This window comes from Bacillus sp. JZ34, assembly GCF_053903205.1.
On the sequence record NZ_CP096403.1, the window covers coordinates 3288745 to 3314759 of the forward strand.

Sequence of the window (26015 nt, forward strand, 5' to 3'; positions counted from 1 at the left end):
CCCCTGCCTCTTTTGCCGCAGGGGTCTTCTATTGCATAAAGGACAAACAAAATTACATATAATGGTATGTCTTGTTTTTAAAACATAGAAGGAGGAAGAGCATGACACACCTGACTGCTTCCGCTCGCCTGAAAGTAAACCAGGATACATGGTTTCTCCCTGATCCGAACGGCGGCGCATATTTTAGAAATAATTCCGGGTCGTTTCGCATAAAAGGATCTTCGATTGCTCAATGGATCGAAAAACTTCTGCCGATGTTCAACGGGGAACATTCGCTTGAAGACTTGACAAAAGGGCTGCAGGCTCAGTACCGAAAGAGAGTATATGAAATCGGAGAAATGCTTTATAAAAACGGGTTCGTTCGCGACGTAAGCCGGGATCACCCGCACAAACTGGAAAGCTCAGTGCTTCAAACGTTTGAAGCCCAAATCGAATTTATTGAGAGCTTTGCCGATTCCGGCGCTTACCGCTTTCAGCTGTCGCGTCAAACCAAAATATTGGCTATAGGGGCCGGCTCCTTTCTCACAAAATTGGTCCGGTCGCTGATCGATTCCGGTTTTTCAAGAATCCGTGCGATCGTGACGGATGCATCCGGGCGCGCTTTAGACGAACTGGCAGAAATATCAGGGCAAACCGAAAGCGGACTGGAGATTGGCTGCGCCGAAACGCAACACTGGCGAGAAGCGGTGCGATCTGCCGATTGGGTTCTGTATGTCTCTGACCGCGGCTTCACAGATGAGCTCCGCGATCTTCAAACGTTTTGCCTCGAAGAGAACAAAGGCTTCATACCCGGGATCTGCCTGAAACAAGTCGGACTGGCAGGCCCAGTCTTTCATCAACAAGGAGACGGCTGCCTGAAGGATGCCTGGAGGCGCCTCCATCGGTCTGCGCTCCATGAAGAACGGACGCTTCGAACTTTTCCTTCGGCAGGGAAAGACATGCTGGCAAACGTTATTGTGTTCGAATTGATGAAAGCAACTGCTGAGATTGCACCATTATCTAAGAAGAATCAAGTGTATCTGATTGATTTGGCAACGCTCGAAGGCGGCTGGCATATGTTTCTTCCGCATCCGGACTTCGAATGCGGCAAGGATTCGCCTGAACTCATCTGCGACCTTGAAGCGAAACTTTCGGAGCGCCCCGGAAGAGAAGCAGAAAGCAGGTTATTTCAATGTTTCAGTGAACTGACCTCACCTGTAACGGGCATTTTTCATCTGTGGGAAGAGAAACATTTGCGGCAGCTTCCTTTAGCACAATGCTTTGTTCAGACAGCAGACCCGCTCTCTTCCGGACCTGCGGAGCTTTTGCCCAAGACGGAGTCGGTCGGTTTGACCCATCAAGAGGCGCGGCGGGAAGCCGGGCTGACGGGTATTGAAATGTATGCATCAAGGTTGAACCGTTCTTATCCGAATAACGGGGAGTTGTTCGCGATCGCCGCCGGGGAAACGCTGGCTGAAGGCGTATTAAGGGGATTGGAGAAATGCTTGGAACACCGGTTGCGAGAACGGATCAAAAGCGGAAAAGAAACGATTTCCCTCGTTCAGCTAGGCGGAATGGAAGACCGGCATACCGCATTTTATTTAAAAGCGCTGACAGTCTTGTACGGCAAACCGGAAATCGGTTTAGGAAAAAACATACAAGGCTTCCCTGTCGCATGGGCAGGAATTCGCGGCCGCTGGTACGGAAGTTCTGGACTCAACATCACATTCGCTCTCAGAAAAGCGCTCGAACGGGCGCTGACAGACAAAGACCCTGTGAAAGGCGCGGATGTTTTGCTGGAGTCTAGTGACCTTAAGCTTGCTACCCCCGTTTCCGCTGATTTGCAGCAAACACTGCTTTCCGCCTTGAAAAACAACTGCAACTTGCAGCTTTATGTCTATGAGCTGCCTGCTGAACCATTTTTCAAAGAAAAACTGGCAGGCATTTACTGCGTGCAGTTGCGAAAGGAGGAATCTTGATGAACCGCTGCATTTTGGTCATTGGCGAAGGATTGATGGCAGAAGACGCATCACAACAATTATCTGCTGAATATAACATTATCCGAAGGTCTGATTTTGAGAACAGCATACCGGAGGAGACTGCGTTCGCTCTTGTGCTGCACGATGCTTGGCGGCCTTTATTATACCGCGAGGCGGAAAAGGTGCTAAGGGCGGCAGGGATTCCGTGGCTTCGCGGGTTTGCATCTTTTGGCGAAGGGGTCATCGGACCGCTCGTTATTTCGTCAGCGTCAGGATGTTCCCAATGCGCCGATATGAGGCGGTATATCTCCGGCCCCGACAGCAGAGAGACCCTTGAACTGGAACAAAAAAGCAATGGCATAAGCCGCGATCCGTGGGTTTCAAAGACCGGCTGCCGCCAAATGGTCAGCCTGATCTGCACAGAAGTCGACAACATCATGAACGGCGGGTGCGGCCGGTTGATAAAAAACCTTTACATCGTCAATTTGAAAACGTTAGAAAGTTCGCTCCACGCTTTCATCCCGGAACCGACATGCCCTATATGCGGGAGTCTGCCTGAAGACGGAGCGGAATCCGCACGGATATCGCTTCGGCCCAGTCTGAAAACGAACCCGGACAGCTTTCGCGTGCGAAACACGGACGATTTAAAACAAACGCTCGCCAAAGACTATCTGGATCATAGAACGGGGATATTCAACGCCAAAATTTATGACGCGATTCTGCCGTTCGCCGATATGATCGTCAATATGCCTTTATGGACGGGAAATGAAGGTGTCGGAGGGCGGAGCCATTCGTATGAAGACAGCGAATTGACCGCCATTTTAGAGGGTTTGGAACGTTATTCCGGAATTGAACCGCGCGGCAAACGGACGGTCGTACATGACACCTATGAAAATGTAAAGGATCGTGCGCTCAACCCGGCAAAAGTCGGGCTCCATCAAGCGGAACAATACATGCATCCCGATTTTCCTTTTCAGCCATTTCACCCGGCCCGTCCTCTTCACTGGGTATGGGGCTATTCATTTTTGCAGAAACGGCCGATTCTCATTCCTGAATCGCTCGCCTATTACAGCCTGGGGCGCGAAGACAGCTTCGTCTATGAAACATCGAACGGCTGTGCACTTGGAGGGAGTTTGGAGGAAGCGATTTTCCATGCCATACTAGAAGCCGCTGAGCGCGATTCATTTTTGCTTGCCTGGTACGCCAGGCTCCCACTTCGGCAGCTGGATCTCGGCTCTTCAGAAGATCCGGAATTACGCCTCATGACAGAGAGGGTGCGAAGTGTGGCGGGATATGATCTGCATGTCTTTAATTCAACGATGGAATACGGCATTCCAAGCGTTTGGGCGATCGCCAAAAACAGAAAACGGGAAGGATTGAATCTGATTTGTTCCGCAGGGGCCCACCCCGATCCCGTAAAAGCGGTGAAAAGCGCCCTTCATGAGCTGGCAGGCATGATGTTGAAGCACGACCGCAAATTTGAATCTGAAAGGAGCAAATATCACCAGATGCTCCGCAATCCTGCTTTAGTGCAGGAAATGGAGGATCACAGCTTCATGTACGGACTGCCTGAAGCTGAAGAGCGACTCCGGTTTTTGCTGAATCAAAGCCGGCCTCTACAAACATTCGACGATGCCTTTAAAAAAAGAAAGAAACACCTTGATTTAACCGAAGATCTCTGCGACCTGCTTGAAGCTTTCCGGAGTCTCAATCTTGAAGTGATTGTCGTTGACCAGACTTCCCCTGTTATCAAACGGAACGGACTTTACTGTGTGAAAGTGCTTATCCCGGGCCTGATTCCGATGACATTCGGACAGCGCTTCATCCGCCTAGAAGGACTTGAGAGAATTTTCACGGTGCCGAAGGAGCTCGGCTTTGCAGAAGAGCCGTTAACACCAGAACAGCTGAACCTGCATCCGCACCCGTTCCCTTAAAATTTAAGAGAATGACTTTTTTTCCCGATTGTTCTGCTTTATGATCATAAAGCAGAACTTTTTAGGCGGTGGATAATATGAAACAGGAATACAAGCGGCCGCTTCTTTTCATTGCTTCCCTTTTCACGGCCTTTTGCACCGTTTATTTCGGCGGCAGACTGATCGGTTTCTATATGACGGAATACCCGAAATGGAACGGACAAAGCGCCGATGGAAATTGGGAGGCCGTGATCAAAAAGATAGAAGGCCGCACGCTATTTGGCGGAGACCTCTATTGGACAGGCGACCGCGGGGAGCTGGACGATATATATTTGGAAAAGTTGGTCGTAAAGTTTGGTGATGAAATCGTTTTGAACTCCCAAGTCGAGACGCCGATGAAAGATTACGCGGGAGGCGAATTCCCCGGCGGAGGGTCAAAAGAACAATCCGTTTCTTTTTTGGAAGAGCTTGAAGAAGCCGAATTCGCCGGCCGCAAGATCACGGTTCAATTGGATTGGAGAGAGGGCAAACAAGCGTCCCATACAGCATTTACCCTTGATAAAAGCTCATGGTAAAAGGCGGAATATCGATTATATTCCGCCCACCTCAATTTTGCTTCGCATCGTCAGCTCTTCCTGCGGCCCCAAATCCCGAAATCCGGTCACATCCTTCGGAAGGTTGAGGTTCGGTGCATTCGTCATCCAAGTATATGGCTCTATACAAAGCAGGTCATCCTGATCAGATGTACCGTTAAACACAACCCAGTGCTTAAAATGACCGTCGCATTGGTAGCGGACGCGAATGCCGGCGAGGCTGTCCGCAATGACGGCCGCGCTGTTTCCTTCCTGGTCTTGTTCAGCTGCCAATATATCGTCAAGCCTTTCTCCCGCTGCCATTTTTCCCGCTTTGAACTCCTCTGTCACCCGATACTCGCCTGTCGGCAGCATGCGGTCTGTCAGCGTCCATCGCTTTGAGGCAGGAAGAGTAAACAGACACCTTTCTTTATCTCCTGCTTCGTTTAAAGGATAGCGGAAAGATGTGTGGTACCCCAATCCGATCGGCATCGGGTCTTGACCGCGATTGACAGCCGATGCATCGATTTTCAGATGCTGTCCTTCTAACGTGTAAGTGATGGTGATGGAAAACGAGTGCGGAAAGATCGCTTTAATATCGGGATGATCATCAGAGTCCAGCTTCGTCTGCACGATGATCATCTCTTCTGTTGCCTCCACTTTTTCGACCGTCCATTTTTTATCGTAAAGAAATCCGTGCAGGTGGTTTTCGAGCGGCTTTTCATTGATCGGCAGCTCGTACGTTCTTCCCGCATATGTAAATCTTCCGTGGTCGATCCGGTTGGGAGGAAAAAGAACAGGAATTCCGAATAAAAACGGATTCGCGTTATATTCTTCCTTTGTTTCAGGCGTTTTCAACAATTTCAAACCGCTCGGCTTCCACTTCAGTGAAATTAAATTGCTTCCCCACCCGGGCACAAGTACAGCCTCTAAATCATCATTTTCCAACCAGATCGCTTCCTCATCTAAAAACCGGCTTTTCTGAACAGTGTAAGACATTCGCATTTCCCCCTATTTTGGCTAAAGGATCAGTGAAACGTGTATCAAGTACATGCCTATCTCCAATCTATTATATCTTAAAAAAGTCAGCGCTTTCAAAAGAGAATGGGCGAACCTTTGAAAAATGTTTGAAATATTTTAATTTAAGTATATAATCTATTTTTCTGTTATAATACGTTTATGCACAAAAGCATCAAAGTATTAAAGAGAGATATTTCTTCTAATGAGGTGTGTGACTTGTCAAACGAAAAACGTCTATCGTTTTCCATATCGGCTCTATTGTTTTTAGCCATATTGTTCATTATTTTCACCTGCTTATTCATATTTAAAGCAGAAGCGCACATACCGCTGTTGATTTGCGTTGGTTTTTTAGCTGCGGTCGGCGCGGTGAAAGGCCATTCCTGGAAAGACCTTGAAAGCGGCATTGTCTCAGGCATCCGGAATGGCGTTCAGCCGATTATCGTCCTTTGTTTAATCGGCATCTTAATCGGAGTCTGGGAGTACAGCGGCGCGATTCCGACGGTAACGGTTTACGCGTTGAATCTGATTGAACCGCAGCACCTGCTGCTCACCGCACTTTTCAGCTGTCTTGTGATCAGTTCATTGGTCGGCTCCAGCTTTACGACGGTCAGCACGATCGGCGTCGCCCTCATCGGCGTGGCCGCAGCGGCCGGCGTTCCACTGACATGGGCGGCGGGAGCTGTGATTTGCGGCGCCTGTTTCGGCGACAAAATGTCTCCGATGTCTGACACGACCAATTTTGCCGCAGGAGTCGGAGAGCTTCCCATTTTCAAGCATATTAGACATATGGCGGGAACGACGATCCCCGCTCTTTTGATCACGATTTTGCTTTTCTTTTTCATGGGCCGTTCTTTAACGGCGGCACCGGCTTCTACCGAAAACATTCAAGCGATCATAAACGGAATAGAAGGTACAGTCAACATCAGCGTCTGGGCGCTTCTGTCGCCTCTTCTTGTGATTGTACTTGCTGTCAGACGAACGCCCGTCATTCCGTCGCTTGCAGCGGGGATCGTTTCCGCCGGAATTCTTGCCGCGTTGATACAGCCTGACGCCAGCATTTCATCGTTTTTGTCAGCGATGCAGAATGGTCCTGTTTTCTCAGCCGACACTGAAGCCGTTGAGAAAATTTTAAACCGCGGCGGCCTTCAATCGATGATGGGCTCTGTTTCCCTGATTATCATCGCATTCGCGCTCGGCGGTCTCATGGAAAAGATCGGCCTGATTACAAGCCTGCTTGAAGGTGTGATCAAGGGCATTCATACGAAAGGCCGGCTTGTGTTCTCAACCGTTTCATCAAGCATCGGCATGAACCTGGCGACAGGCGAACAGTATTTATCGATCTTGATTCCCGGACAGTCCTTTAAAAAGCTGTATGACAAGCTCGGAATCGACCGAAAACATTTGTCGAGATCGCTTGAAGACGGAGGGACATTAATCAATCCGATGATTCCTTGGGGAGTCAGCGGCGCGTTCATGTCCAGCGCGCTCGGCGTTCCCGTTATTGAATATTTGCCGTTTGTGTTTTTCCTATATTTATCGCCGCTCTTTTCAATTTTGTTCGGTTTCCGCAAGTAAAAAAAACGCCGTTTCCCCTTGGAAGCGGCGTTTTTCTTTTGTTAAACCGGTTTGGCTGTCTCTGACAAAATGCTGTTTTGCAATGCGGTCTGCACATTTTTGGTGAGCGGTCCGGGCGCTCCGGAGCCGATAGTTTGCCCATCAATCGATGTGACCGGAATGACTTCGGCTGTCGTTGACGTGATGAACACCTCATCTGCATTCAGCAATTCATCCTTTGTCACCGCTTTTTCTTCATAGTTCAAGCCGTGTTTCTCACACAGCTGAAGCACTTTCTTCCGCGTGATGCCGTTTAAGATGAGCGTTGTCACAGGATGGGTGTAGATAACGTTTTTCTTGACGACGTAAACATTTGAGGACGTCCCTTCCGTCACCAACCCGTCGCGAATTAAGATCGCTTCGAATGAAGAAGCTTCATGCGCTTTTTGCTTGATCATTACATTGTACAACAGATTTAAACTCTTAATGTCGCATCTCAGCCAGCGCATGTCGTCCGCAGTAATAGCTGAAACGCCGTTTTGCTGTTCTTTTTCAGGCTTTTGAATAGGAAATGTATAAGCCGTCACCTGAGGCGTAAGCCCTGCTCCGTATTGGTGCTTTCTCGGGGCTTTTCCCCTTGTCACTTGAAGATACAGCCCGCCGTCCCGCATTTGATTGATGTCGACGAGCTCTTTTAGCTGGCTTTTCAGCTCGGCTTCTGAAAAAGACAAGTCGATTCCGATTTCGGCTGCGCTTTTATATAAGCGGGCAATGTGTTCATCAAGCGTGAACAAGATTCCATTGTAAATGCGGATGACTTCATAGACGCCGTCTCCAAATTGGTAGCCTCTGTCTTCAATATCAACCGCACACTCGCTCCGTTCCATCAGCCGGCCGTTAAAAAGAACTTTCATTTCTCCATCCCCTTGTTTTTTGTTGACTTCTGAATTTTCTCCATTCCATTCTAACACGACCCTGCCCTTCAAAATAGTGCAATATTTCCAAAAACTTTTCTCCGCCTTCATGATCAAAAAAACAGCATTCCCCATCGTTCAGCATTTTCTATTAAAATTTGATATCTTTTTCCCTTCATCCTGTATTCATCTTCTTTCCAATCCTGTATACTTAAACATTGTGATCCATTATTTTATGAGACTAGCATTCTATAATGGCATTGGAACGAGAAAAATGATACGGAGAGAGTGACATGCGCCAAGTATCAAAAAAAACTGCCCCATCTGTAGCTTATCTGTTGACGAAAACAGCGTGCTTTTTTGTTTTGTGTCTGATTCTCCTGTACGTGTGGGACCTTTCACAGTCCTCTGCCGCCGCTGAGAAAAAAGAGCTTACGGTGTCGGAAAACAGCCAAATGAGGCATGAAGGAGACAGCGTTCCGCTCAAAAAAGCAACGCAAGGCGAACTTCTCGATCACTTGAGCACAAAACAGCAGATCGAAAAGCGCAAGCAGGAAAAAGAGAAGCAAAAAGCTGCCGCCGAAAAAAAGCAAGAAAAATTGAAGGAAAAAACGGTTTATTTGACGTTTGACGATGGGCCTTCAGCCGTAAGCCAAAGGCTGCTGCAAATTTTATCCGAACATGACGCTAAAGCGACGTTCTTCATGCTCGAACCGAACATGAAGCTTCACAAAAAAGCCGTTCTCAATATGAAGCAGCAGGGCCATGCACTTGGACTTCACGGAGTGACCCATGACCAAAAGCAATTTTATAAAGGCGCCAATTCTCCTCAGCTGGAAATGAAGCAGGCTCAAAAAACGCTGAAGTCTATCACCGGGGTTGAAACCCATTTAATCAGAACGCCTTACGGGAGCAAACCTTCGCTGACCGAAGCGCAGAAAAAAGTGCTGAAAAAGAACGGATTTGTTTATTGGGACTGGAATATTGACAGCATGGACTGGAAATACAGAAGCCAAAAATTCGTTCCGGAAGTCATGAACCAGCTGAATACGCTGGAAAAGCGGCAGACAAAACAGCCGATCGTGATCCTGATGCACGATATTCCTTCAACGGTTCAATCGTTGCCGTTATTGCTGACAAATTTAAAAAACATGGGGTATTCATTTGCAACGCTTGATGAATCGATGACACCCGTTCATGAATAACCCCCCATGCCTGATCCCCTGCTGAAGGGGATTTTTTTATTTCCTCCCGCAAGTGTGATTATCTGACACACTTGTTGCCAAACAAACCGTTTTCTGATTATGATGCAGTTATCTTTATATCATGGGGTGAATAAATGAAAATTGAAGAGCTGCATTCGACTGCCGAATATACCAATCAATTGGCCGAGCTTCTCATCCGGGTCGTCGATGACGGGGCATCGATCGGCTTTCTGCCCCCGCTTGATGAGCAGCTGGCGGAGGCTTATTGGAAAACAGCCGTCACACCGGATTCGGTGTTATGGATTGCCAAACAAAACGGCCGGATCGCAGGAAGTGTTCAATTGCACTTATGCACAAAACAAAACGGCCGCCACAGAGCGGAAATCTGCAAGTTAATGACAGATCCCGCCTTCAGGCGGCAGGGCGTCGCCATATCGTTAATGGAAAAAGCGATCGACAGGGCGAAACAGGAAGGCAGATCTCTTCTCGTGCTGGATACAAGGGAAAAAGACCCGTCCAACCTTCTTTACGCTTCGCTCGGCTTTGCCGAAGCCGGCCGCATTCCCGCATACGCGGAATCTGCAGACGGCAGCTTCGATACATCCGTTTTTTATTATAAAAAATTGTGATGAAGCTCAGAAAAAGGCGCTCCGGTCTGGAGCGCCTTTTTAACAGTTAAGCTTCCGAACAAACTCGGCGATTTTTTGATGGATGACAATATCAAATAAATGATCGTAAGGTGTCTTATCGAGATTGATCATCGCTTTCTTCAAGCCTAGGATCAAGTGCGCTTCTTCAGGAACAAACCTGACAGGCGCCACTTCAAGTGAAGTGCCGATCACCAAAAGCAGGTCGGATTCGTTGAGGACTTCAAAAAGCGTGTCAAAATGCTGAACGGCATCGCCGAACAGCACGACATTCGTTTTTAATATGAATCCGCATTCTCTCCCCTTGCCATTGACGCGATGGCATCTTGGCACTTCTTCTTGAAGAATGTGGTCAAGACCATAGCGCGCCCCGCATTTTGGGCATGCGGCTGTTTGGATCGAACCGTGCAGTTCATATACATGGCGGCTTCCCGCCTTAAGATGCAGTCCGTCGATATTTTGCGTGAACACCTTGACATCCTTACCGCTTTTCTCGAGATCGGCTAAATAAAGGTGCCCGTCATTCGGCTGATAAGTTCCGGTCATTTTCATTTGAAAAAGCTCTTTAAACTTCGGCCAAAACAATTTTGGATATCGTTCATAATAATCACGACTCATCGCTTCCATTCTCGACAGATCTTCCGTCCATATGCCGCCGGCTGAACGAAAATCGGGAATACCTGATTCCGTGCTCATACCGGCGCCTGTCAAAACGGTAATGCGCTCGGCATTTTCGATCATCTCCACAAATCTCAGGGCTTTTTCCTCCATTTGGCTTGTCTCCCTTCCAAAAGCATTACCTAAGCATCTCCTTGCTGATCTTTCATTTTCTTCAACTCAAAGAGGCTGTGACCCGGAGAAACAAAATCAACCTGCTCCTCTTTCATAATATCAAGAATTCGGTAGTTGACATCCTGTCTGACGTCCAAGTTTTCGGCCCAGACCGTCGTATTGGTATAGTAGTTGAAGAAGATGCTTAAATGCGTATCCTTCAGGACGTCGAAATTGACCATAATGACATCCGGGTTGACCCCTTCGTGCGACTTGAGCATTTCTTTGAAACGCTCCACACATCGTTCGACTTTCTCGCGCGGGGTGGATGGATCGATTTCGAGCGTAAAGGTGACCTGACGCTTTCGCATTTTCGTCCAGTTCATGATCGCTTCGTTAGCCAGCACCGAGTTGGGGACGGTCACGAGAGCTTCTCCGGCTGTGCGGACTTTCGTGCTTCTGAACGATATATCTTCAACAGATCCGGTGACGATATTTGTTTCAATCCAATCGCCGATTGTAAAGGGCTTCTCCATAATAATGACAATTCCGCCGAAAAAGTTGCCGACAGTGTCTTTTGCCGCAAGAGCAAAAGCGAAGCCACCGAGCCCGAGTCCGGCAACAAATCCGTTGACATCATAATTGAACTCTCCGGCGATGACGCTGATTCCGAGCGCTACAATGATAAAGCGGAGAATCTTGGACAAAAACGGCGCAAGAATATCATCCATATCAAGCTCAAGCCGCTTATTGATTTTATCGAATAAAACCGACGAAGCCGCCGTTAAGTTGTATAGGCCGCTTACAATAACCAAAATCACGGACACTCTGTACAGTTTATGAACGATCGCCATATGCCCATCAAAAAACGGGGAATATATGATGGCCAGATAAATACCGAGTATCGCAAAAAACCACCGGGCCGGCTTTTCAAACGCCAGCACCACCTGATTGAAAAAGTCTGTTTTCGTCTTATTCGTCAATTTCAGTATTAAGTTGAACAAGTACTTCGTAAATATTTTTCGAAACGCGAAAAATAAAAGAAGGATACCGATGCTGATTCCGATATCGACAGCGAAATCCATTGTCATATACTTTTCGAACATTGCTTTCTCTCCCTTATTTCACTCATCAAGCTTTAATTATACTAAAACGAGAAAAAAATTTCTCATTTTATTGTGCACCAAAAATAACCGTCGACACGCATAAAAGGCTGCCGAACACTTCGGCAGCCTGATGATCATCATATTTTATTGTTCCAGAGACAACGTGATTCGGGCCAACACCGCTATTTCTTCTTCTGAGACTGTGTTTGGTCAAGGAGAGTCGCTTTAAACATTTCAGCATCGGTTTCGATCTTAATCCGTTCTTCCACTTTAATTCTCCCTTTACCCATCATCTCGCCTCCTTTTGTCCATTATAAAATATCAGAATCTTTAGTAAATGATCCTTTTGTACCATTTTGCCGAAATTTGTCGCTTGTCTCTTCTCCCTGCCCTTTGTCCGCTTCAGTCAAATGATTTACTTGCATCGTCAAAATCGGGTATCCTTGTGATGGAAAGATTTTATCAAGAGGAGCTGACATGCTTGCATATTATCGCACATCGCGGAGCCTCGGCTTACGCCCCTGAAAATACGTTTGCCGCTTTTGAAAAAGCGGTGGAGCTCGGGGCTGATTTTATCGAACTCGATGTACAGCTGACAAAAGACGGCAGACTTGCCGTCATCCACGATGACAAAGTTGACAGAACGACGAACGGTACCGGGTTCGTTCGCGAGTATACGATGAATGAGCTCGAAAAGCTTGATGCGGGAAGCTGGTTCAGCCCGGAATTTCAGGGCGAAAAAATCCCTTCACTTGAAGCTGTTCTAGGGAAATATCACAACAAGACGGGCCTTCTCATCGAAATCAAGTCGTCCAAAACCCAGCCCGGAATCGAAAAAGCGGCCGGACAACTGATCAGCCGGTTCGGCCATTCGATGAACGCGATTGTCCAGTCGTTTGACGCAGGCGCCATGAGGGCGCTTCATCACATGTATCCTTCGATTCCGACCGCCGTTTTGATCAGGCCGCGATTCGGAATGCTGCCGCGCGCCCGGCTGCGGCAAATCGCGGAGTTTGCCCGGTACGTCAGCCTGAAAGCTACGATGGTCAGCCCTTTTCTGATCAAATCGATTCACAGCTGTGATTTGAAGGCGCTGGCCTGGACGGTCAACGGGGAGAAAACGGGACGCCGCCTGAAAAGCTGGAAAATCGACGGGATCATTACCGACTACCCGGATTATTTTTGAGAAAGAAGGAAGAGTATGAAATCATCTGTTGCCGTTTTTATCGGAGGAGCCCTCGGCTCGCTGCTGCGCTACTTCGTCAATCTGCATGGCGGCACCGCCGGTTTTCCTTGGCCGACTTTTATTGAAAATGCGTCTGGAAGCCTTCTCCTCGGCCTTTTGACAGGTTTTTTTGCGGCTCGGGCAAAAAAGCCGCTCGTCCAGTTATGTTTAGGAACGGGGTTTTGCGGAGGATATACGACAATGTCCGCTTTTTCTAAAGAGACCGTATTTTTGCTGCAATCGGCCGCTCCGCACATCGGGGTTCTGTACTTGATCGTGTCGCTTGCCTGCGGGGTGTGCTTCGCATTTTTGGGCATCATGATCGGCAAAAGGATGAGCGGAGCGTCAGGGAAAGAAAAGGAGCGGTATCAATCATGATGGCAGTTGGATTTATGATCGCCGGAGGATTCGGCTCCGTTTTAAGATTTTGGCTCGGCAATATGCTCATGGCGATGTTTCCGCGCCCGCGCATTCCTGTCAACGTGATGGCGGTCAATATTGTCGGCTCATTCGCCCTCGGCATATTCGTCAGCCTCGGCATTGACAATCAAACGGTCTCTATCTTGGTCGGAACTGGATTTTTCGGAGGCTTCACAACATTTTCCACATTCAGCGTCGAAGCGGTTCAGCTTTTGGCTGCAAAACGTGTAAAGGATTCAGCGGTTTACATGCTGCTTACAATGGCATGCTCACTCGGGGGGTTCTGGGCCGGCAGCATGCTGATTTTGTGAAGATGATGAAACAATGATGCTCGTTCGGCTATGAACAGGCGCTTGCACATGTACTTCCGGTTGTCATTTTTCTTGCGCCCGCCGTCGCAAAAGCTGTGCCCTGATTTGAATGGCATTGTTCAGAAAGGAACACCACGGACAACTAAAAAAGATACAAACACATTAAAGAATCCATTTTGAATGCTTCAAAATGGATTCTTCCCTTTTTATCCTTTTTCAATGGCCGCTGTTTGAAAGCTGTCCCAATTCGCAGAAATAACGTTCAAAACATCGTCTTTTTCTTGGTAAGCTCCAATTTGTCCCCCGTCCATCGTCACTTTATACAGGGGAAACTCATTGTGTGTCAGACCGAGGCAGAGTGCGATGCCGGCTGCATGTCCCCGCGCCGTCTGTTCGATCCAGGCGGCGCTTTTCATTTTTGCCGAATCTTCGGGATGATCGATAAAGCCGTTCTCCGTCAATATGGCGTGCATCGCTGTTTCCCGAAGAACATGAAAGTTCGCCTTCTTCATTCCCCTGTCCCTGAGTCCGTTCTGCTTGATCACTTCGCCGTGAATGATCCGTTGATAAAGAGCAGTAACCGACTCATCGGTCAAGCCGCTGTAGATATAATCTTCATACCCGTACGCCGTACCGTCAAAAGCGTTTGTATGAATGGAGACAAATAAATCGGCCCCCCACGAATTGGCATCATCTGTGCGCTCCTGAAGCGTGACCGTTTTGTCTGTTGTTCTGCTCAGCCTCGTCTCTGCGTTATCATACTCTTTTAATAGAATGTCATTCATTTTGAGAGCAATCGCAAGCGTCACGTCCTTTTCCTGCAAACCGTTTCCCGATGCTCCCGGATCACTTCCGCCGTGTCCCGGATCCAAATAAATCTTCATGTTCAATCTCCTCCTTTGATAATGGTTTCAAGACGTTTTTTGAGCCGGAGTAAAATCCAACTGATGACAAGCCAAGCCAAGTTCCGATCATCATATCTTCCTTCCAGTCCCCTGCGGTAAACAAGAGAGAAAGCGAGATGCCGAAGACAATTGCACAGATGGGGAGAAATCGTTTCTGAATGCCGACAAGCTTTACCGTATGCACCAATCCCGTAATCAGCGGAACGAGCGCAATTTCAGAAAAATCCATGTTCTTCCTCTCCTTTCCTGAAGCGTTTGTCTCAAAAAATGACCGGCATTTGTTTCATTACATGTGTCAAACCTCCCCGCTGTTTAAAGCTTGTCTTTATCATAAAAGAAAAGCTGCCCTCTCCCGTGTCATCATCGCGTCAAGAACCTGAAAAAAAACTGAAGCGGCGCAGAAAAGAAGGGCTTGTTTGAGACAAGCCCTCGCATCCGTTAAATATTCGTGATCGCCGCCAAGCTGACAAGCAGCTTGTCCAGCAGCGATTTCTTCATTAAAAACAGCGTTTTTTCGCTGTAGCCGATTTCCATCGCGCATTTTCCCATGCTCCAATTATGAATATACCGGCATTCCACCAACTTCCGCTCGAGCTCATCCAATTCGGAGACAGCCGTTTCCATCGAATCAAGCAAAAATTGATAGAGCCTTTTTTCCGCGTCGATCTGATATTCAGCGTTTCTTTCTTTGACGGTGAGCCCGTTCTTTTGCTCCTTCTCCATCCTCCTTTCTAAATTGAGCACGGCGGCTTTGTAATTTTTCCAATTCCGCAAATGAAATTCGATCCGCTTAATATACGTTTTCCTCTCTTCCTCCGAAATGATTTCGTACCACAGCAAATCAATCACCTCTCAAACAGAACGTTTGTTCCCATTATATACGAACAAAAGTTCCTGTTCAAATGACTTTTTTCTTAAAATCAAAAATCACCTTGAGCTATTTTTCGCTCAAGGTGACTTCGTTAACGACGACCGGATTTGCCGGTGCCAGCTCTACATGTTCTGTTGTTTGTTCCCGCTTAACTTCGACGTGCTTAATCAGACGCCCTTCCATTTCGAGAACCGTTATCGTGTAAGAGCCGATATGCACCGCCTGGCCTTCCGCGATATCTATGTTTTCTTTCAGCACAAGTCCGCCGACTGTTTCGACTTCCTCTTCCTCGAGATCGTCTTCAAACAGCTCATTGACCTGATCGATTCTCACTTTGCCGTCCATGATGTATTCATGATCGGAGACTTTTTCGATAAGCGGTTTTTCGTCTTCATCGAATTCGTCCCTGATTTCCCCGACGATTTCTTCAAGAATATCCTCGGCCGTCACAAGACCAGATGTCCCGCCGTACTCATCCGTTAAGATCGCCATGTGAATCCGCTCCCGCTGCATTTTGATCAGCAGCTTTTGAACAGGCACGGTTTCAATGACTTCAATAACCGGACGGACATAGGCTTCAAGGGACAATCGCTTTTTCTCAGCCTCTGACATCATGAGCATATCCGTAAACAGCTGTTTCGTATTGATCAAGCCGATGACATGATCCTTATCGCCTTTATAGACAGGCCAGCGCGTATACTTTTCCTGCAGCATGACCGAAATGGCCTCATCGATCGGCATATCCACCGGGACAGAGGCGATTTCAGTGCGCGGCACCATAATTTCTTTGGCGATCCGATTGTCGAATTCAAAGATTTTATTAACGTATCTATATTCAGACGGATTGATTTCTCCGCTTTTGTAGCTTTCTGATAACAGGATTCGCAGCTCTTCCTCCGAATGGGATTCATCCTTTTCCGAAGCAGGCTTCAAACCGAATAACCCGGTCAGCACTCTGGCTGAGGCATTCAGCGTCCAAATGAACGGGAACATCACAACATTGAAAAAGTGCAGAGGTCCCGCCAGCCACAGTGTCATCTGTTCGGCTTTTTGAATCGCGATGGTTTTTGGGGCAAGTTCTCCAACCACGACGTTCAGGAATGTAATCACTAAAAATGCAATGGCAACTGAAAGAGCGTGCGATACAGCGCCAGAAACATGCAAGCTTTCAAAGACCGGATGCAGCACCTTTTTAACCGTAGGCTCCCCCATCCAGCCGAGTCCGAGTGCTGTAATCGTAATGCCGAGCTGGCAAGCTGAAAGGTATTCATCCAAATCCGACACCACTTGTTTTGCGCGAACCGCCTTTTTGTTTCCTTCAGCAATCAGCTGATCAATGCGGGAGCTTCTGACTCTGACAATCGCAAATTCCGATGCCACGAAAAAAGCGGTTAATGCAATCAGAATCCCGATGATTATCAGACTAACAATATCGTCCATTTAACCTTATCCTTCACAAAGGACAAGGAGTCACCTCCTGATGAATTCAAATTCCCTTAATAAGGCTGATGTGCGTTCTGTAAAAATGACTATGCAGAGGGCCCCATCTAACCACCTCCAAGCCAAATATATACTATTATCTTACTTTATTAAAAAAGAGTCAGTCAAATGTCTAAACTTTAAATCTAACAATATTTTCTCGAATATTTAGATAAATAAAGGTTTTCGCATCAATTTTACGCCTTTTTTTGATCAATTAACTTGTATAAACAGCTTCTAATATATTAAAATGTTTTATAACTATAACGTGATGGTTGAGGAGGGATGCAGATGGGGCAGAGAAATATCGCATTGGCGAATTAGCAGCTGCTGCAGGCGTAACAAAACGGACTGTCGATTATTATACGAATCTCGGGCTGTTAACGCCTGACAGATCATGTTCAAACTACCGTTATTACGATGAAGCCGCTCTCAAACGGCTGAAGTTTATTATGGACTGCAAGCAGCAGAGATTGGCCCTGTCCGACATTAAAGTAAGGCTGGAAAACCAGTTTCCCTCTTCAACTGTGAATGATGATGAAATTGGAAGCCTGACAACGGAAATTGATCATGTCAATGACAATATTTCCGTGCTCATAAACAGATTGAAACGGCTGAATCCCGATGAACGGAAGATTCTGAAAAGCCGGCTTTCTCCTGAAAAAATGACGGTCATCCAGTCCTTTTTACTGCTGCTTTAGTTAATCTTTTACTAAACAGGAGGTGTTACCTTCATTCTCACGCTAGAGTGAAGGTCCTAATTGGAAATAGTTAATTTGGTTTTTGTTGCTGTATTAATTGCTTTAACAGCATTTTTCGTAGCGTCTGAGTTTGCGATTATCAGAATCAGAAGCTCGCGGGTTGATCAATTGATTGCTGAAGGAAACAAAACAGCGGTTTCGGTGAAAAAAGTCATTACGCATTTAGACGAATATTTATCGGCCTGTCAGCTCGGCATCACTTTGACGGCTCTCGGTCTCGGTTGGCTCGGGGAGCCGACAGTTGCCCGGCTGCTTGAACCGCTATTTGTGAAGTGGAACATTCCGAGCTCTGTATCACACATCGTTTCAGTCGTGATCGCCTTCAGCTTGATTACGTTTTTGCATGTGGTTGTCGGCGAGCTCGCTCCGAAGACGCTTGCGATCCAAAAAGCGGAAGCCGTTTCCTTCCTTTTTGCAAAACCGTTGATCTGGTTCTACCGCATCATGTTCCCATTCATCTGGGCGCTGAACGGATCGGCAAGGCTGCTGACGAAAGCGTTTGGCCTTGAAGCGGTTTCTGAAAATGAAATGGCGCACTCAGAGGAAGAGCTGCGAATTATTCTGTCAGAAAGCTACAAAAGCGGCGAAATCAATCAATCTGAGTTCAAATATGTCAACAAAATTTTTGAATTCGATGACCGTCTTGCCAAGGAAATCATGATCCCGAGAACAGAAGTCGTCAGCTTTCCAAATGATATGAAAATCGCCGAGATGATCGACATCACGAAGGTCGAAGGCTATACCCGCTATCCCGTCGAAGACGGAGATAAGGACAACATCGTCGGCGTCATCAATGTCAAGGAAATACTAACGGCCTGCATCAGCGGAGAATGCTCCAAAGAAGACACGATTGAACAGTTTATCAATCCGATCATTCATGTGATCGAGACTGTTCCGATCCACGATCTGCTTCTGAAAATGCAGAAAGAACGCGTTCATATGGCGATCCTTTCTGATGAATACGGCGGAACGGCCGGACTCGTGACGGTCGAAGACATCATTGAAGAAATCGTCGGCGAAATCCGTGACGAATTCGATATCGATGAAATTAATGAAATCCGCAAGATTGGCGAAAACCATTACATTCTCGACGGTAAAGTGCTCGTCAACCAAGTCAACGATCTGCTCGGCATTCAGCTCGACAATGAGGAAATTGACACGATCGGCGGATGGTTCCTGACACAAAAATATGACGTCCAAAAAGGCGACATGATCACCGATCAGGGATTTGAATTCACGATCAACGAAATCGACGGCCACCACGTTTCATACGTTGAGGTGAAAAAAGCTGCGGAAACGCCGCTGCTTGAGGAAGCGGAATAACATTGTGAACAAACCGGGGGATACAATGAATTTGTATCCTCTTTTTTTTGCATTCAAAATATGTAACCACTTGATTACAGAGCAAAATTCAATTATCATGTAATCAAGTGATTACATTTCAGGAGGGACTTATGTCAGCACAATCTACAAGGGATCGATTAATCGAAGCGGCGCTTGTCCTTTTCAAAGAAAAAGGATATCTAGCCGCATCCACCAGGGAAATTGCCCAAAAAGCAGGCGTCAATCATTTGACCCTTTTTAGACACTTCGGAAATAAACAGAATTTATTTCGGGAAAGTGTTATTCAACATGTGTCATCAGGAGATTTTATTGGAGAACTTGAAGGAATACTGAGCGGCGATTTACGACAAGACCTCTCATTCATTGCGAAAGCATATCTAAAAGAAAACCTGGAAAAAGGTACTGTTTTTTTACTTTACTTTAATGATGCAGTACAGGATAAGGAAGTTTGCGAATTAATCATGGATATTCCCCGCCGTCTCAATCGCTTTTTAGAGACTTATTTTGCGAACCTCTATGCCGAAAAAAAAATTTCAGGCGGCAATTTTCAAATTTTAAGCCAAATGTTTTTCGGTTTGCTGAATCAATACATTATGTTTCAACATTTGCCCGCATTCAAGGAGTCGTTCGATGATCGTATTGATGACTATGTTGAGGAGTGCGTCGATTTATTTTATACAAAACTTGAAAAGGAAGTGCCGTCTTGATTACTCTGCAACCGGTTTTGCACATACCTGCAGTTTCCAAATGGGATGAAAAAATAAACCTGAAGATAAGCGGACTCCGACCGTTTGATATCATTGAAATCATCTTGACTGTGAAAGATGAAGCTGACGCAGAGTGGAGATCACATGCTGTTTTTCAAGCGAATCGATTGGGAGAAGTCGACCCTGCAGCAGCAGCCCCAATAAAAGGAACCTACCAGTCTAAAGATCAAATGGGGCTTTTTTGGTCAATGCAGGCGGTTGAATCCTCCTGCTCGTTCCATAAAAAATCGGTTAATTCCTCCGTTTACAGGATTGAGGTGAAGCAAAAAGAACGCACGATCCTGAGTAAAGAAATAAAACGAGTGCTGCTTTCTGAAACAGTAGAGAGACAGGAAGTAAGCGAAAATGGGTTGTCCGGCACATTTTTTCGTCCGCTTGCTGTCAACCGGCCTCCCGCAGTCATCGTATTAGGGGGATCTGACGGCGGTCTTGATGAAACAATGGCAGGCATGTTAGCAAATTACGGATATGCAACATTTGCAATCCCTTATTTTCAATACAAACAGCTTCCTAAAAAACTGGTTGAAATCCCGCTTGAATATTTCCGGAAAGCGATCGATTGGCTCGGACGCCAAGAAGGACTTCATCATCGTCAGATCGGAATATGCGGAAGGTCAAAAGGCGGCGAACTGGCGCTGCTGATAGGTTCCCATTTTCCTGAAATCCGTTTTGCGGTTTCTCATGTAGGCGGCGGGGTCGTCTTTCAAGGCGTTGGATTAAAAAAATTTCGGCAGACATCTTCCTGGAGTCTGGACGGCGCACCGCTCGCCTTTGCCCCGCTGCCATTGTTTTCGCTTTCTCAGCTGTGGAATATGGTGACACATAAGCTCACAAGACAGCCTCATGCTTTTACTGATCTTTACAAAAAAGCTTTACGGAAAGTGAAAGAGGATCATCCAGCAATTATAAAAGCGGAACATATTAATGGGCCTATTCTGTTAACTTCAGGTACGGATGATTTGGTATGGCCCTCCGCCTCTATGAACGAGAAAATCGTTGAACGGCTGAAAAAGAAGAGATTTCCCTATTCTGTTAAACATCTATATTTCGAAGATGCCGGCCATAATATCAGGCCTCCATACTTTCCGACATCCGGGCGGAAAAGCCGAAAAATAGCCTATGGGGGAAAAACTGAAGCCGATGCCATTGCAGCTCAAACATTTTGGCGGGAACTGCTTTTGTTTTTAGAAAAATCAACTGCCACAAACAACTAAAAAACCACCTGGGGACAGGCGGTTTTCGCTTAGATAGCTCCCTTCGGGTTCGGCCCGTATTGATTTTCCTCTTTTACACTGTTTTGACAAAGCATGATCAGCAAAGTAAATTGCCCAATGAGAGGGATCAGACCGATGCAGATCCAGCAGCCGCTTTTACCCGTATCATGCAATCTGCGGATCGTGACAGCCAAGCCCGGCACAAGAATGGCAAGCAAATAAACCATCCCTAAAAATGTCTCTATTTCATATTCCGGAAGATGCAGAATGGCTTTAAAAAAACCGTAGAGGACCAAAATCATGTATGAGAAAAAGCAAAACAGCCAAAATTCCTTTCGTCTCGCCCTTCCTGTAAATCCTGCATAGTTTTTTATTGCTTTCAAATACCATTTCATATATAAGCTCCTCACCAATAAATATCGTTCTAAAATACTGCCCAAAAAATTAAAAAACAGCTTCTGTGCGTGAGAAGCTGTTTTTCCTTGCGTATGTTTGAATTATAGCTGCTCCAGCTTTTTCTCTAAAGCTTTAATACTGTCATTCAAAGCCTCCGTCATCTTGACCAGCTTTTCTTTTGACGAATATTGAGCGAAATCTTCCTGATTGAGCGGTTCGCCGATGACCAGTTTCATTTTGCCTCTCTTGAAAAGCTCTTTTTCGTTGGAAGGACCGCTGTATGCGGCCGGCACAAGCGGCGCTCTTCCCATCTGGGCGATCGTGACAGCCCCTCTTTTCAATGGAACATCTTCAGATGATCTTGTTCCGCTTGGGAAAATGCCGACGATTTTTCCTTCTTTCAACAGCTTGATCGGGGTTTTGATGCTGCTTGGCCCGGGATTTTCCCTGTCGACGGGAAATGCGTTGATGCTTGAAAGAAAAGAACCGCTTAATTTATTTTCAAAAAGCTCTTTTTTCGCCATGTAATGAATTTCCATAGGCAAAATGCCGACACCCAGTGCGACGACATCCACCCATCCTGCATGTGTGCACGCAATAACGAAACCTGTGTCTTTAGGAAGATTTTCTTTATTGTATACTTTAATTCCGCCGCGCAAAGAAAGAATCGCTTTTGCAGCATAACCAGTAAATTTATACATATGGCACTTCCTTTATTGATGTAGTCGTATGAGGTTTCCCTTTATTATTATAACAATTTTTTTTATTACCTGGTACTAAAAAATGATTTTTCACAAAAAAAACCGAGGAATTTTCTCCCCGGTTTTCAGACTTTTTCTTTTGTCGGCGGCGCCATGAATTCAGGCCCGATCTGTTCTGAAATCGTATTGTCCAATATGTCGTCAATTGCTTTTTGATCACTTTCCGTTAAACTCCAGCCGATGATTTCGCTGACGGGACGGATTTGATCAGGGCGTCTTGCCCCCCATAAAGCAATGCTTGCGCCAGGCTGATCAAGCACCCATCTTGCTGCCAGATGGAGAACCGATTTGCCGAACCGCTCGTTTGCAAACTCATCAAGTTTCCTGACGGCCTCAAGATATTCTTTAAAGCGCGGCTTTTGAAACTTAGGGTCCCGCTTTCGAAGGTCGTCCCCTTTGAACGTGTAGTCCTCATTCATTTTTCCTGACAGGAGCCCCCTGCACAAGCTTCCGTATAATAGCGTCGTCAGCCCTTGATCTTGCGCATACGGAAGAATGTCTTGCTCGATTTCCCTTTCAAACATGTTGTACGGCGGCTGTACGGTATGAAGCGGCGCCGCAGCTCTGAATGTGTCCATCTGCTCCGGGGAAAAATTGCTGACGCCGACCGCTCTGATTTTCCCCGCATCATACAAGTCTTTCATCGCTTCCGCCGTTTCTTCGATCAGGACGAGCGGATCGGGCCAATGCACTTGATACAGGTCGATGTAATCCGTATTGAGCCTTTTCAGCGAATCGTCAACTTCCTTGATGATCCGCTCCCTCGATCCGTCGCGATACAGCTGTTCCTGCTTCCAATCAAGTCCTGATTTTGTCGCGAGAATGACTCGGTCGCGCTCTCCGTATTGCTGTACGGCTTTACCGACGATTTCTTCCGACTGCCCGAAACCGTATGCCGGAGCGGTATCAATCAGGTTGATTCCTTCATCAAGCGCAGCATGAATCGTCTGAATCGCTTCTTTTTCATCGCTTCCGCCCCACATAAAACCTCCGATGGCCCATGTTCCGAGACCGATGCGCGACGATTCGATCGATGTACCGGATATGTTGATGTATTCCATGCTCCTCTCCCTCCTGTTGTGAGTCTGATATCATATTTTCCCGGAAGCTTTTTTTAAAAAACGTGTTTTGACTAAAAACCATCTTACAGCGGGACACTTCATATGCCTATTGCATACGATGATCCCAATAAAGCTAATGAAGGGACCTAGAACAAATGCATCCAAATCAATACCCATATTATATTCCTTTTTCTTATAACCCGGTTTGGTTTCACGAATCAGACTATGCAGGCGCTTTTCGAACACCCGGCAGCGAAGAACGCATCGTATTAAGAGATTATGGACAAAAGCCGTTTGCCGCGAACATCAACGAAGCGGCCAAACAGAACAAAACGTTTCGGACCGCTTTATGGACAGGAAGGCATTTGCAAGTTACCCTGATGAGCCTCAACCCCGGCGAAGACATCGGATTAGAAATGCACCCTCACGTTGACCAGTTCCTTCGTGTTGAACAAGGCAGGGGAATCGTGCAAATGGGGCCGAGCAAACATCTTTTGCAATTTAAAAGAAATGTTTACGATGACACCGCTATCGTCGTCCCTGCCGGAACATGGCACAATCTCACCAATACAGGCAATACTCCGCTGAAACTCTATTCAATCTATGCTCCGCCCAACCACCCATTCGGCACCGTCCATCGAACGAAAGCCGATGCGCTGGCCGCAGAAGGCCGCCGCGGTCACGGCCAATATTTTTGACAGACGATAAAAACAGCTGATAATGAAGGATATCCTCTAATCAAATAGCCTCTTAGCATATAATAAAGATCTGATATGCTTAAAGGCTTATTTTGCTGCTGTGCTTTATATTTCGGCCGTTCAGTCGTTAAAATCGCCATGAAGATTAGTTTTTTTGAACGTGTTCAGTTATTATATAGGGTAGATGATTTTAAAGGTAAGAAATTGGAGGAAAAATGAGCCGTGGGCATATTTAGTGCAACTTCAAACCTTTCTTATGCGTTTATAACATAGAGGGGAGAAAAGGCAGTGACTATCGACGAAATTTACCAAATGTATATGAATGATGTTTACAGGTTCCTGCTCTCCATGACGAAAGATAAACATCTAGCAGAGGATTTGCTTCAGGAAACCTTTATGAGAGCTTACATACACATCCATTCTTACGACCACAGCAAAGTGAAGCCATGGCTTTTTCAAGTGGCACGCAATGCGTTTATCGACTATGTCAGAAAGCATAAAAAGGAAGTGACGATTTCTGACGACATGATCGGAAACCTGTTTCAAAACGCGGTGCAAAGCCCTGCTCACCAGGTCGAAATCAAGGAAGTGTTAACCTTATATATGAACCAGCTCCCCGATAACTACCGGGAAGCGCTTACGCTGTACTATTTAAAAGAATTGAACTACAAGGAAGCGTCAAGCTTGATGAATATCTCAGAGGCTAATTTTAAAAGTGTTTTATTTCGTGCCAGACAGCGGCTGAAAGCACTTTACAACAGAGGTGTTAACGATGAATGAAGATTTTAAAAAACGTTGGGAAAAATATAAAAACGGCGAACTTTCCGAATCGGAAATGCTCCGGGTCGAAGAAGAGCTTGAACAGCTTGAAGAATACCAGGACATGCTGGAACAGGAAATGAAAGACGAAGACTGGGATTTGGCGATCAGTCCTGAAAAGCAAAAAGCGATTTTAAGATACGGAAAAAATAAATCATATATGCGGATTTCCACCCTTGCTGTTATTTCTACGCTTATTATTCTGCCGATCTGCACACTCGGCAGCTATCTATACTACGGGTTGGGCGGGCATGAAAGCAAAGGGAATGAACTGGTGCAAACCGCTTCAATGACAGTTGCCGTCACAAACCCGAATATTCAAGTCGATACTGAAGCCCTTGTCAACAAAGTAAAACTCTTTGGAATCGAAACACAGTTCCCGTTAAAGAAGCAAATCGGAAACGTCACAAAAGTAGTTGGAAATGAAGAAGTGGAAATGTTCTTCGATCAGCTGAAGTCTCCGCAGATTCATCAATACAATCAGGAGCTTTCAAAAGAAGAACGTCATTTTGTCTACCCTGACGGCATCAAAGAAAAATCAGTGTCCAAAGCCGAGTCGATTTTAAAACAGCTGCCTGACGGAACCGTAACCGAAGCTTTCCTTTCTTTTGAAAAAGCATACCCGACAAAGGAGCTGTATGAAAAATTAAAAGGCTATGATGTTCGCGTTCTGTGGAATGCGATTGAAACAGAGGGCGATTTAAAAGATCATCCATACGCAGAGCCGATCGGATTTCCCGGAAAAGATTCAAACCGGATTTTTGAAATTCAGCAACCTGCCGAAAACGATGACGAGCAGTTTAAAGCGGCGCTTTCCTACATGATCAAGAACAAGAAATGGGCTGAAACCATTTCAGGCAGGAAAGACCTGAAGCTTTCCAAACGGCTTGACTATGTGGAACAGAATGGTGTGAACGTGTATGGAGCCGTCATTACCGGACCGTCAAAAGAGGTTGAACGGCTGATCAAAAAAGGGCCTGTCAAAGCAGCTAAAGTAGGTGAGGTGGAATTATGGAACTGGTAAGAATCTTTAAGGAGCACAACGTATTTGGATGGGTGTCTGTCGGCACGGCCATTCTGTCCCTGTTCGTCTTAAACTTGGCCATTTTAAGCGACACGATCGCATATTCGTATAAGATGCTTCCTTTTGCGATGGCCGCCGTTCCGCTCGGAATTATCGAGCTGTTCATAAAAAAAGGACGGACCGGTCTCGGATTTCTCGGCGTCGTCCTGAACATTTTCATTCTCGTTTGCGTATGGACCATCGTCTCCATCGATACGAATCTGCAGCTCGGCTTTTAATAACTCCCCGGTTATACCGGG

Annotated in this window: 29 protein-coding genes; 17 read left to right on the forward strand and 12 right to left on the reverse strand. The window is 46.4% G+C overall.

Annotated elements, in window-relative coordinates; all coding sequences use genetic code 11:
- The first annotated feature begins 101 nt into the window (after positions 1-101).
- The 3 genes from M1D90_RS16770 to M1D90_RS16780 all read left to right on the forward strand — a co-directional run bounded on the left by M1D90_RS16770 (position 102) and on the right by M1D90_RS16780 (position 4446).
- Entirely contained in the window at positions 102-1958 is a 1857-nt protein-coding gene (locus M1D90_RS16770; protein ID WP_456282904.1) for a putative thiazole-containing bacteriocin maturation protein, read from the forward strand.
- A complete protein-coding gene (locus M1D90_RS16775) occupies positions 1958-3892 on the forward strand; it encodes a TOMM precursor leader peptide-binding protein (RefSeq protein WP_456282905.1) in 1935 nt (644 codons plus the stop codon). The genes M1D90_RS16770 and M1D90_RS16775 overlap by 1 nt, the downstream gene beginning before the upstream one ends.
- A 77-nt stretch (positions 3893-3969) precedes the next feature.
- On the forward strand, positions 3970-4446 hold the full coding sequence (locus tag M1D90_RS16780) for a DUF4944 domain-containing protein (RefSeq protein WP_023856536.1): 477 nt from the start codon (positions 3970-3972) through the stop codon (positions 4444-4446).
- A gap of 15 nt (positions 4447-4461) precedes the next feature.
- Here the strand turns inward: M1D90_RS16780 and M1D90_RS16785 are convergent, their stop codons facing one another.
- On the reverse strand, positions 4462-5442 hold the full coding sequence (locus tag M1D90_RS16785) for an aldose 1-epimerase (protein WP_026579975.1): 981 nt from the start codon (positions 5440-5442) through the stop codon (positions 4462-4464).
- Positions 5443-5679: 237 nt separating this feature from the next.
- On the opposite strand from M1D90_RS16785, the gene nhaC reads away from it, so the two are divergent.
- Complete coding sequence (gene nhaC / locus M1D90_RS16790) at positions 5680-7038, forward strand: Na+/H+ antiporter NhaC (RefSeq protein ID WP_035339086.1); 1359 nt, start codon at positions 5680-5682, stop codon at positions 7036-7038.
- 41 nt (positions 7039-7079) lie between these two features.
- Here the strand turns inward: nhaC and dat are convergent, their stop codons facing one another.
- Complete coding sequence (gene dat, locus M1D90_RS16795) at positions 7080-7931, reverse strand: D-amino-acid transaminase (protein ID WP_023856533.1); 852 nt, start codon at positions 7929-7931, stop codon at positions 7080-7082.
- Positions 7932-8224: 293 nt separating this feature from the next.
- Here dat and M1D90_RS16800 point away from each other — a divergent pair, with 293 nt between their 5' ends.
- Both M1D90_RS16800 and M1D90_RS16805 read left to right on the forward strand, forming a co-directional pair.
- A complete protein-coding gene (locus M1D90_RS16800; RefSeq protein WP_026579976.1) occupies positions 8225-9136 on the forward strand; it encodes a polysaccharide deacetylase family protein in 912 nt (303 codons plus the stop codon).
- Between the two features lie 134 nt (positions 9137-9270).
- The gene (locus M1D90_RS16805; protein ID WP_023856531.1) at positions 9271-9765 is read left to right on the forward strand and encodes a GNAT family N-acetyltransferase; all 495 of its coding nucleotides are present in this window, start codon (positions 9271-9273) and stop codon (positions 9763-9765) included.
- Between the two features lie 39 nt (positions 9766-9804).
- Here the strand turns inward: M1D90_RS16805 and M1D90_RS16810 are convergent, their stop codons facing one another.
- From M1D90_RS16810 to M1D90_RS16820, 3 genes are all read right to left on the reverse strand, one after another.
- A complete protein-coding gene (locus M1D90_RS16810) occupies positions 9805-10554 on the reverse strand; it encodes an NAD-dependent protein deacylase (protein ID WP_456282906.1) in 750 nt (249 codons plus the stop codon).
- Between the two features lie 29 nt (positions 10555-10583).
- The gene (locus tag M1D90_RS16815; protein ID WP_023856529.1) at positions 10584-11660 is read right to left on the reverse strand and encodes a mechanosensitive ion channel family protein; all 1077 of its coding nucleotides are present in this window, start codon (positions 11658-11660) and stop codon (positions 10584-10586) included.
- A 182-nt stretch (positions 11661-11842) separates the two neighbouring features.
- A complete protein-coding gene (locus M1D90_RS16820) occupies positions 11843-11950 on the reverse strand; it encodes a YhdX family protein (RefSeq protein ID WP_003180159.1) in 108 nt (35 codons plus the stop codon).
- Positions 11951-12141: 191 nt separating this feature from the next.
- Here M1D90_RS16820 and M1D90_RS16825 point away from each other — a divergent pair, with 191 nt between their 5' ends.
- The 3 genes from M1D90_RS16825 to crcB are packed head-to-tail and all read left to right on the forward strand — an operon-like array spanning position 12142 to position 13616.
- Positions 12142-12846 (forward strand): glycerophosphodiester phosphodiesterase, encoded by a 705-nt coding sequence (locus tag M1D90_RS16825; RefSeq protein WP_268509150.1) that lies wholly within the window; start codon positions 12142-12144, stop codon positions 12844-12846.
- A 15-nt stretch (positions 12847-12861) separates the two neighbouring features.
- Positions 12862-13263 (forward strand): fluoride efflux transporter FluC, encoded by a 402-nt coding sequence (locus tag M1D90_RS16830; RefSeq protein WP_035339092.1) that lies wholly within the window; start codon positions 12862-12864, stop codon positions 13261-13263.
- The gene (gene crcB / locus M1D90_RS16835; protein WP_456282907.1) at positions 13260-13616 is read left to right on the forward strand and encodes a fluoride efflux transporter CrcB; all 357 of its coding nucleotides are present in this window, start codon (positions 13260-13262) and stop codon (positions 13614-13616) included. Before M1D90_RS16830 ends, crcB begins: the two co-directional genes overlap by 4 nt.
- A 206-nt stretch (positions 13617-13822) precedes the next feature.
- Here the strand turns inward: crcB and M1D90_RS16840 are convergent, their stop codons facing one another.
- From M1D90_RS16840 to M1D90_RS16855, 4 genes are all read right to left on the reverse strand, one after another.
- Positions 13823-14500, reverse strand: a complete 678-nt coding sequence (locus M1D90_RS16840; RefSeq protein ID WP_009328972.1) for an N-acetylmuramoyl-L-alanine amidase family protein — start codon at positions 14498-14500, stop codon at positions 13823-13825.
- Complete coding sequence (locus tag M1D90_RS16845; RefSeq protein ID WP_456282908.1) at positions 14463-14750, reverse strand: hypothetical protein; 288 nt, start codon at positions 14748-14750, stop codon at positions 14463-14465. Before M1D90_RS16845 ends, M1D90_RS16840 begins: the two co-directional genes overlap by 38 nt.
- 209 nt (positions 14751-14959) lie before the next feature.
- The gene (locus tag M1D90_RS16850) at positions 14960-15361 is read right to left on the reverse strand and encodes a hypothetical protein (protein ID WP_003180147.1); all 402 of its coding nucleotides are present in this window, start codon (positions 15359-15361) and stop codon (positions 14960-14962) included.
- Between the two features lie 97 nt (positions 15362-15458).
- Entirely contained in the window at positions 15459-16832 is a 1374-nt protein-coding gene (locus M1D90_RS16855; RefSeq protein ID WP_456282909.1) for a hemolysin family protein, read from the reverse strand.
- Positions 16833-17146: 314 nt separating this feature from the next.
- Between M1D90_RS16855 and M1D90_RS16860 the strand changes: the two genes are divergently transcribed.
- The 4 genes from M1D90_RS16860 to M1D90_RS16875 all read left to right on the forward strand — a co-directional run bounded on the left by M1D90_RS16860 (position 17147) and on the right by M1D90_RS16875 (position 20957).
- On the forward strand, positions 17147-17572 hold the full coding sequence (locus tag M1D90_RS16860) for a MerR family transcriptional regulator (protein WP_020450745.1): 426 nt from the start codon (positions 17147-17149) through the stop codon (positions 17570-17572).
- Positions 17573-17632: 60 nt separating this feature from the next.
- Entirely contained in the window at positions 17633-18955 is a 1323-nt protein-coding gene (locus M1D90_RS16865) for a hemolysin family protein (RefSeq protein ID WP_020450744.1), read from the forward strand.
- Positions 18956-19062: 107 nt separating this feature from the next.
- Entirely contained in the window at positions 19063-19683 is a 621-nt protein-coding gene (locus M1D90_RS16870; protein WP_456282910.1) for a TetR/AcrR family transcriptional regulator, read from the forward strand.
- On the forward strand, positions 19680-20957 hold the full coding sequence (locus M1D90_RS16875) for an acyl-CoA thioesterase/bile acid-CoA:amino acid N-acyltransferase family protein (protein ID WP_095289900.1): 1278 nt from the start codon (positions 19680-19682) through the stop codon (positions 20955-20957). Before M1D90_RS16870 ends, M1D90_RS16875 begins: the two co-directional genes overlap by 4 nt.
- Before the next feature lie 29 nt (positions 20958-20986).
- Here M1D90_RS16875 and M1D90_RS16880 read toward each other — a convergent pair whose 3' ends face one another.
- The 3 genes from M1D90_RS16880 to M1D90_RS16890 form a co-directional block, all read right to left on the reverse strand.
- On the reverse strand, positions 20987-21352 hold the full coding sequence (locus M1D90_RS16880; RefSeq protein WP_195536122.1) for a DUF805 domain-containing protein: 366 nt from the start codon (positions 21350-21352) through the stop codon (positions 20987-20989).
- 102 nt (positions 21353-21454) lie between these two features.
- Positions 21455-22054 carry a lysophospholipid acyltransferase family protein gene (locus M1D90_RS16885; protein WP_020450740.1) on the reverse strand — a complete coding sequence of 200 codons (600 nt, stop codon included), beginning with the start codon at positions 22052-22054 and terminating at the stop codon, positions 21455-21457.
- 125 nt (positions 22055-22179) lie between these two features.
- Positions 22180-23175, reverse strand: coding sequence for an aldo/keto reductase (locus M1D90_RS16890; RefSeq protein ID WP_035339104.1), 996 nt, complete (start codon positions 23173-23175; stop codon positions 22180-22182).
- A 155-nt stretch (positions 23176-23330) separates the two neighbouring features.
- On the opposite strand from M1D90_RS16890, the gene M1D90_RS16895 reads away from it, so the two are divergent.
- The 4 genes from M1D90_RS16895 (at position 23331) to M1D90_RS16910 (ending at position 25994) form a co-directional block, all read left to right on the forward strand.
- The gene (locus tag M1D90_RS16895; RefSeq protein WP_456282911.1) at positions 23331-23873 is read left to right on the forward strand and encodes a cupin domain-containing protein; all 543 of its coding nucleotides are present in this window, start codon (positions 23331-23333) and stop codon (positions 23871-23873) included.
- A 288-nt stretch (positions 23874-24161) separates the two neighbouring features.
- Positions 24162-24653 (forward strand): RNA polymerase sigma factor SigM, encoded by a 492-nt coding sequence (gene sigM / locus M1D90_RS16900; RefSeq protein ID WP_011197692.1) that lies wholly within the window; start codon positions 24162-24164, stop codon positions 24651-24653.
- On the forward strand, positions 24646-25716 hold the full coding sequence (locus M1D90_RS16905) for an anti-sigma factor (protein ID WP_011197691.1): 1071 nt from the start codon (positions 24646-24648) through the stop codon (positions 25714-25716). The genes sigM and M1D90_RS16905 overlap by 8 nt, the downstream gene beginning before the upstream one ends.
- Positions 25704-25994, forward strand: a complete 291-nt coding sequence (locus M1D90_RS16910; RefSeq protein ID WP_003180123.1) for a hypothetical protein — start codon at positions 25704-25706, stop codon at positions 25992-25994. Before M1D90_RS16905 ends, M1D90_RS16910 begins: the two co-directional genes overlap by 13 nt.
- Positions 25995-26015 lie beyond the last annotated feature (21 nt).

Excerpts from the sequence above, each read along its gene's own strand:
- M1D90_RS16770 (WP_456282904.1), top strand. The coding sequence starts at position 102 with ATGACACACCTGACTGCTTCCGCTCGCCTGAAAGTAAACCAGGATACA.
- M1D90_RS16775 (WP_456282905.1), top strand. The coding sequence starts at position 1,958 with ATGAACCGCTGCATTTTGGTCATTGGCGAAGGATTGATGGCAGAAGAC.
- M1D90_RS16780 (WP_023856536.1), top strand. The coding sequence starts at position 3,970 with ATGAAACAGGAATACAAGCGGCCGCTTCTTTTCATTGCTTCCCTTTTC.
- M1D90_RS16785 (WP_026579975.1), bottom strand. The coding sequence starts at position 5,442 with ATGTCTTACACTGTTCAGAAAAGCCGGTTTTTAGATGAGGAAGCGATC.
- dat (WP_023856533.1), bottom strand. The coding sequence starts at position 7,931 with ATGAAAGTTCTTTTTAACGGCCGGCTGATGGAACGGAGCGAGTGTGCG.
- M1D90_RS16800 (WP_026579976.1), top strand. The coding sequence starts at position 8,225 with ATGCGCCAAGTATCAAAAAAAACTGCCCCATCTGTAGCTTATCTGTTG.
- M1D90_RS16805 (WP_023856531.1), top strand. The coding sequence starts at position 9,271 with ATGAAAATTGAAGAGCTGCATTCGACTGCCGAATATACCAATCAATTG.
- M1D90_RS16810 (WP_456282906.1), bottom strand. The coding sequence starts at position 10,554 with ATGGAGGAAAAAGCCCTGAGATTTGTGGAGATGATCGAAAATGCCGAG.
- M1D90_RS16815 (WP_023856529.1), bottom strand. The coding sequence starts at position 11,660 with ATGTTCGAAAAGTATATGACAATGGATTTCGCTGTCGATATCGGAATC.
- M1D90_RS16820 (WP_003180159.1), bottom strand. The coding sequence starts at position 11,950 with ATGGGTAAAGGGAGAATTAAAGTGGAAGAACGGATTAAGATCGAAACC.
- M1D90_RS16830 (WP_035339092.1), top strand. The coding sequence starts at position 12,862 with ATGAAATCATCTGTTGCCGTTTTTATCGGAGGAGCCCTCGGCTCGCTG.
- crcB (WP_456282907.1), top strand. The coding sequence starts at position 13,260 with ATGATGGCAGTTGGATTTATGATCGCCGGAGGATTCGGCTCCGTTTTA.
- M1D90_RS16840 (WP_009328972.1), bottom strand. The coding sequence starts at position 14,500 with ATGAAGATTTATTTGGATCCGGGACACGGCGGAAGTGATCCGGGAGCA.
- M1D90_RS16845 (WP_456282908.1), bottom strand. The coding sequence starts at position 14,750 with ATGGATTTTTCTGAAATTGCGCTCGTTCCGCTGATTACGGGATTGGTG.
- M1D90_RS16855 (WP_456282909.1), bottom strand. The coding sequence starts at position 16,832 with ATGGACGATATTGTTAGTCTGATAATCATCGGGATTCTGATTGCATTA.
- M1D90_RS16880 (WP_195536122.1), bottom strand. The coding sequence starts at position 21,352 with ATGAAATGGTATTTGAAAGCAATAAAAAACTATGCAGGATTTACAGGA.
- M1D90_RS16885 (WP_020450740.1), bottom strand. The coding sequence starts at position 22,054 with ATGTATAAATTTACTGGTTATGCTGCAAAAGCGATTCTTTCTTTGCGC.
- M1D90_RS16890 (WP_035339104.1), bottom strand. The coding sequence starts at position 23,175 with ATGGAATACATCAACATATCCGGTACATCGATCGAATCGTCGCGCATC.
- M1D90_RS16895 (WP_456282911.1), top strand. The coding sequence starts at position 23,331 with ATGCATCCAAATCAATACCCATATTATATTCCTTTTTCTTATAACCCG.
- M1D90_RS16905 (WP_011197691.1), top strand. The coding sequence starts at position 24,646 with ATGAATGAAGATTTTAAAAAACGTTGGGAAAAATATAAAAACGGCGAA.
- M1D90_RS16910 (WP_003180123.1), top strand. The coding sequence starts at position 25,704 with ATGGAACTGGTAAGAATCTTTAAGGAGCACAACGTATTTGGATGGGTG.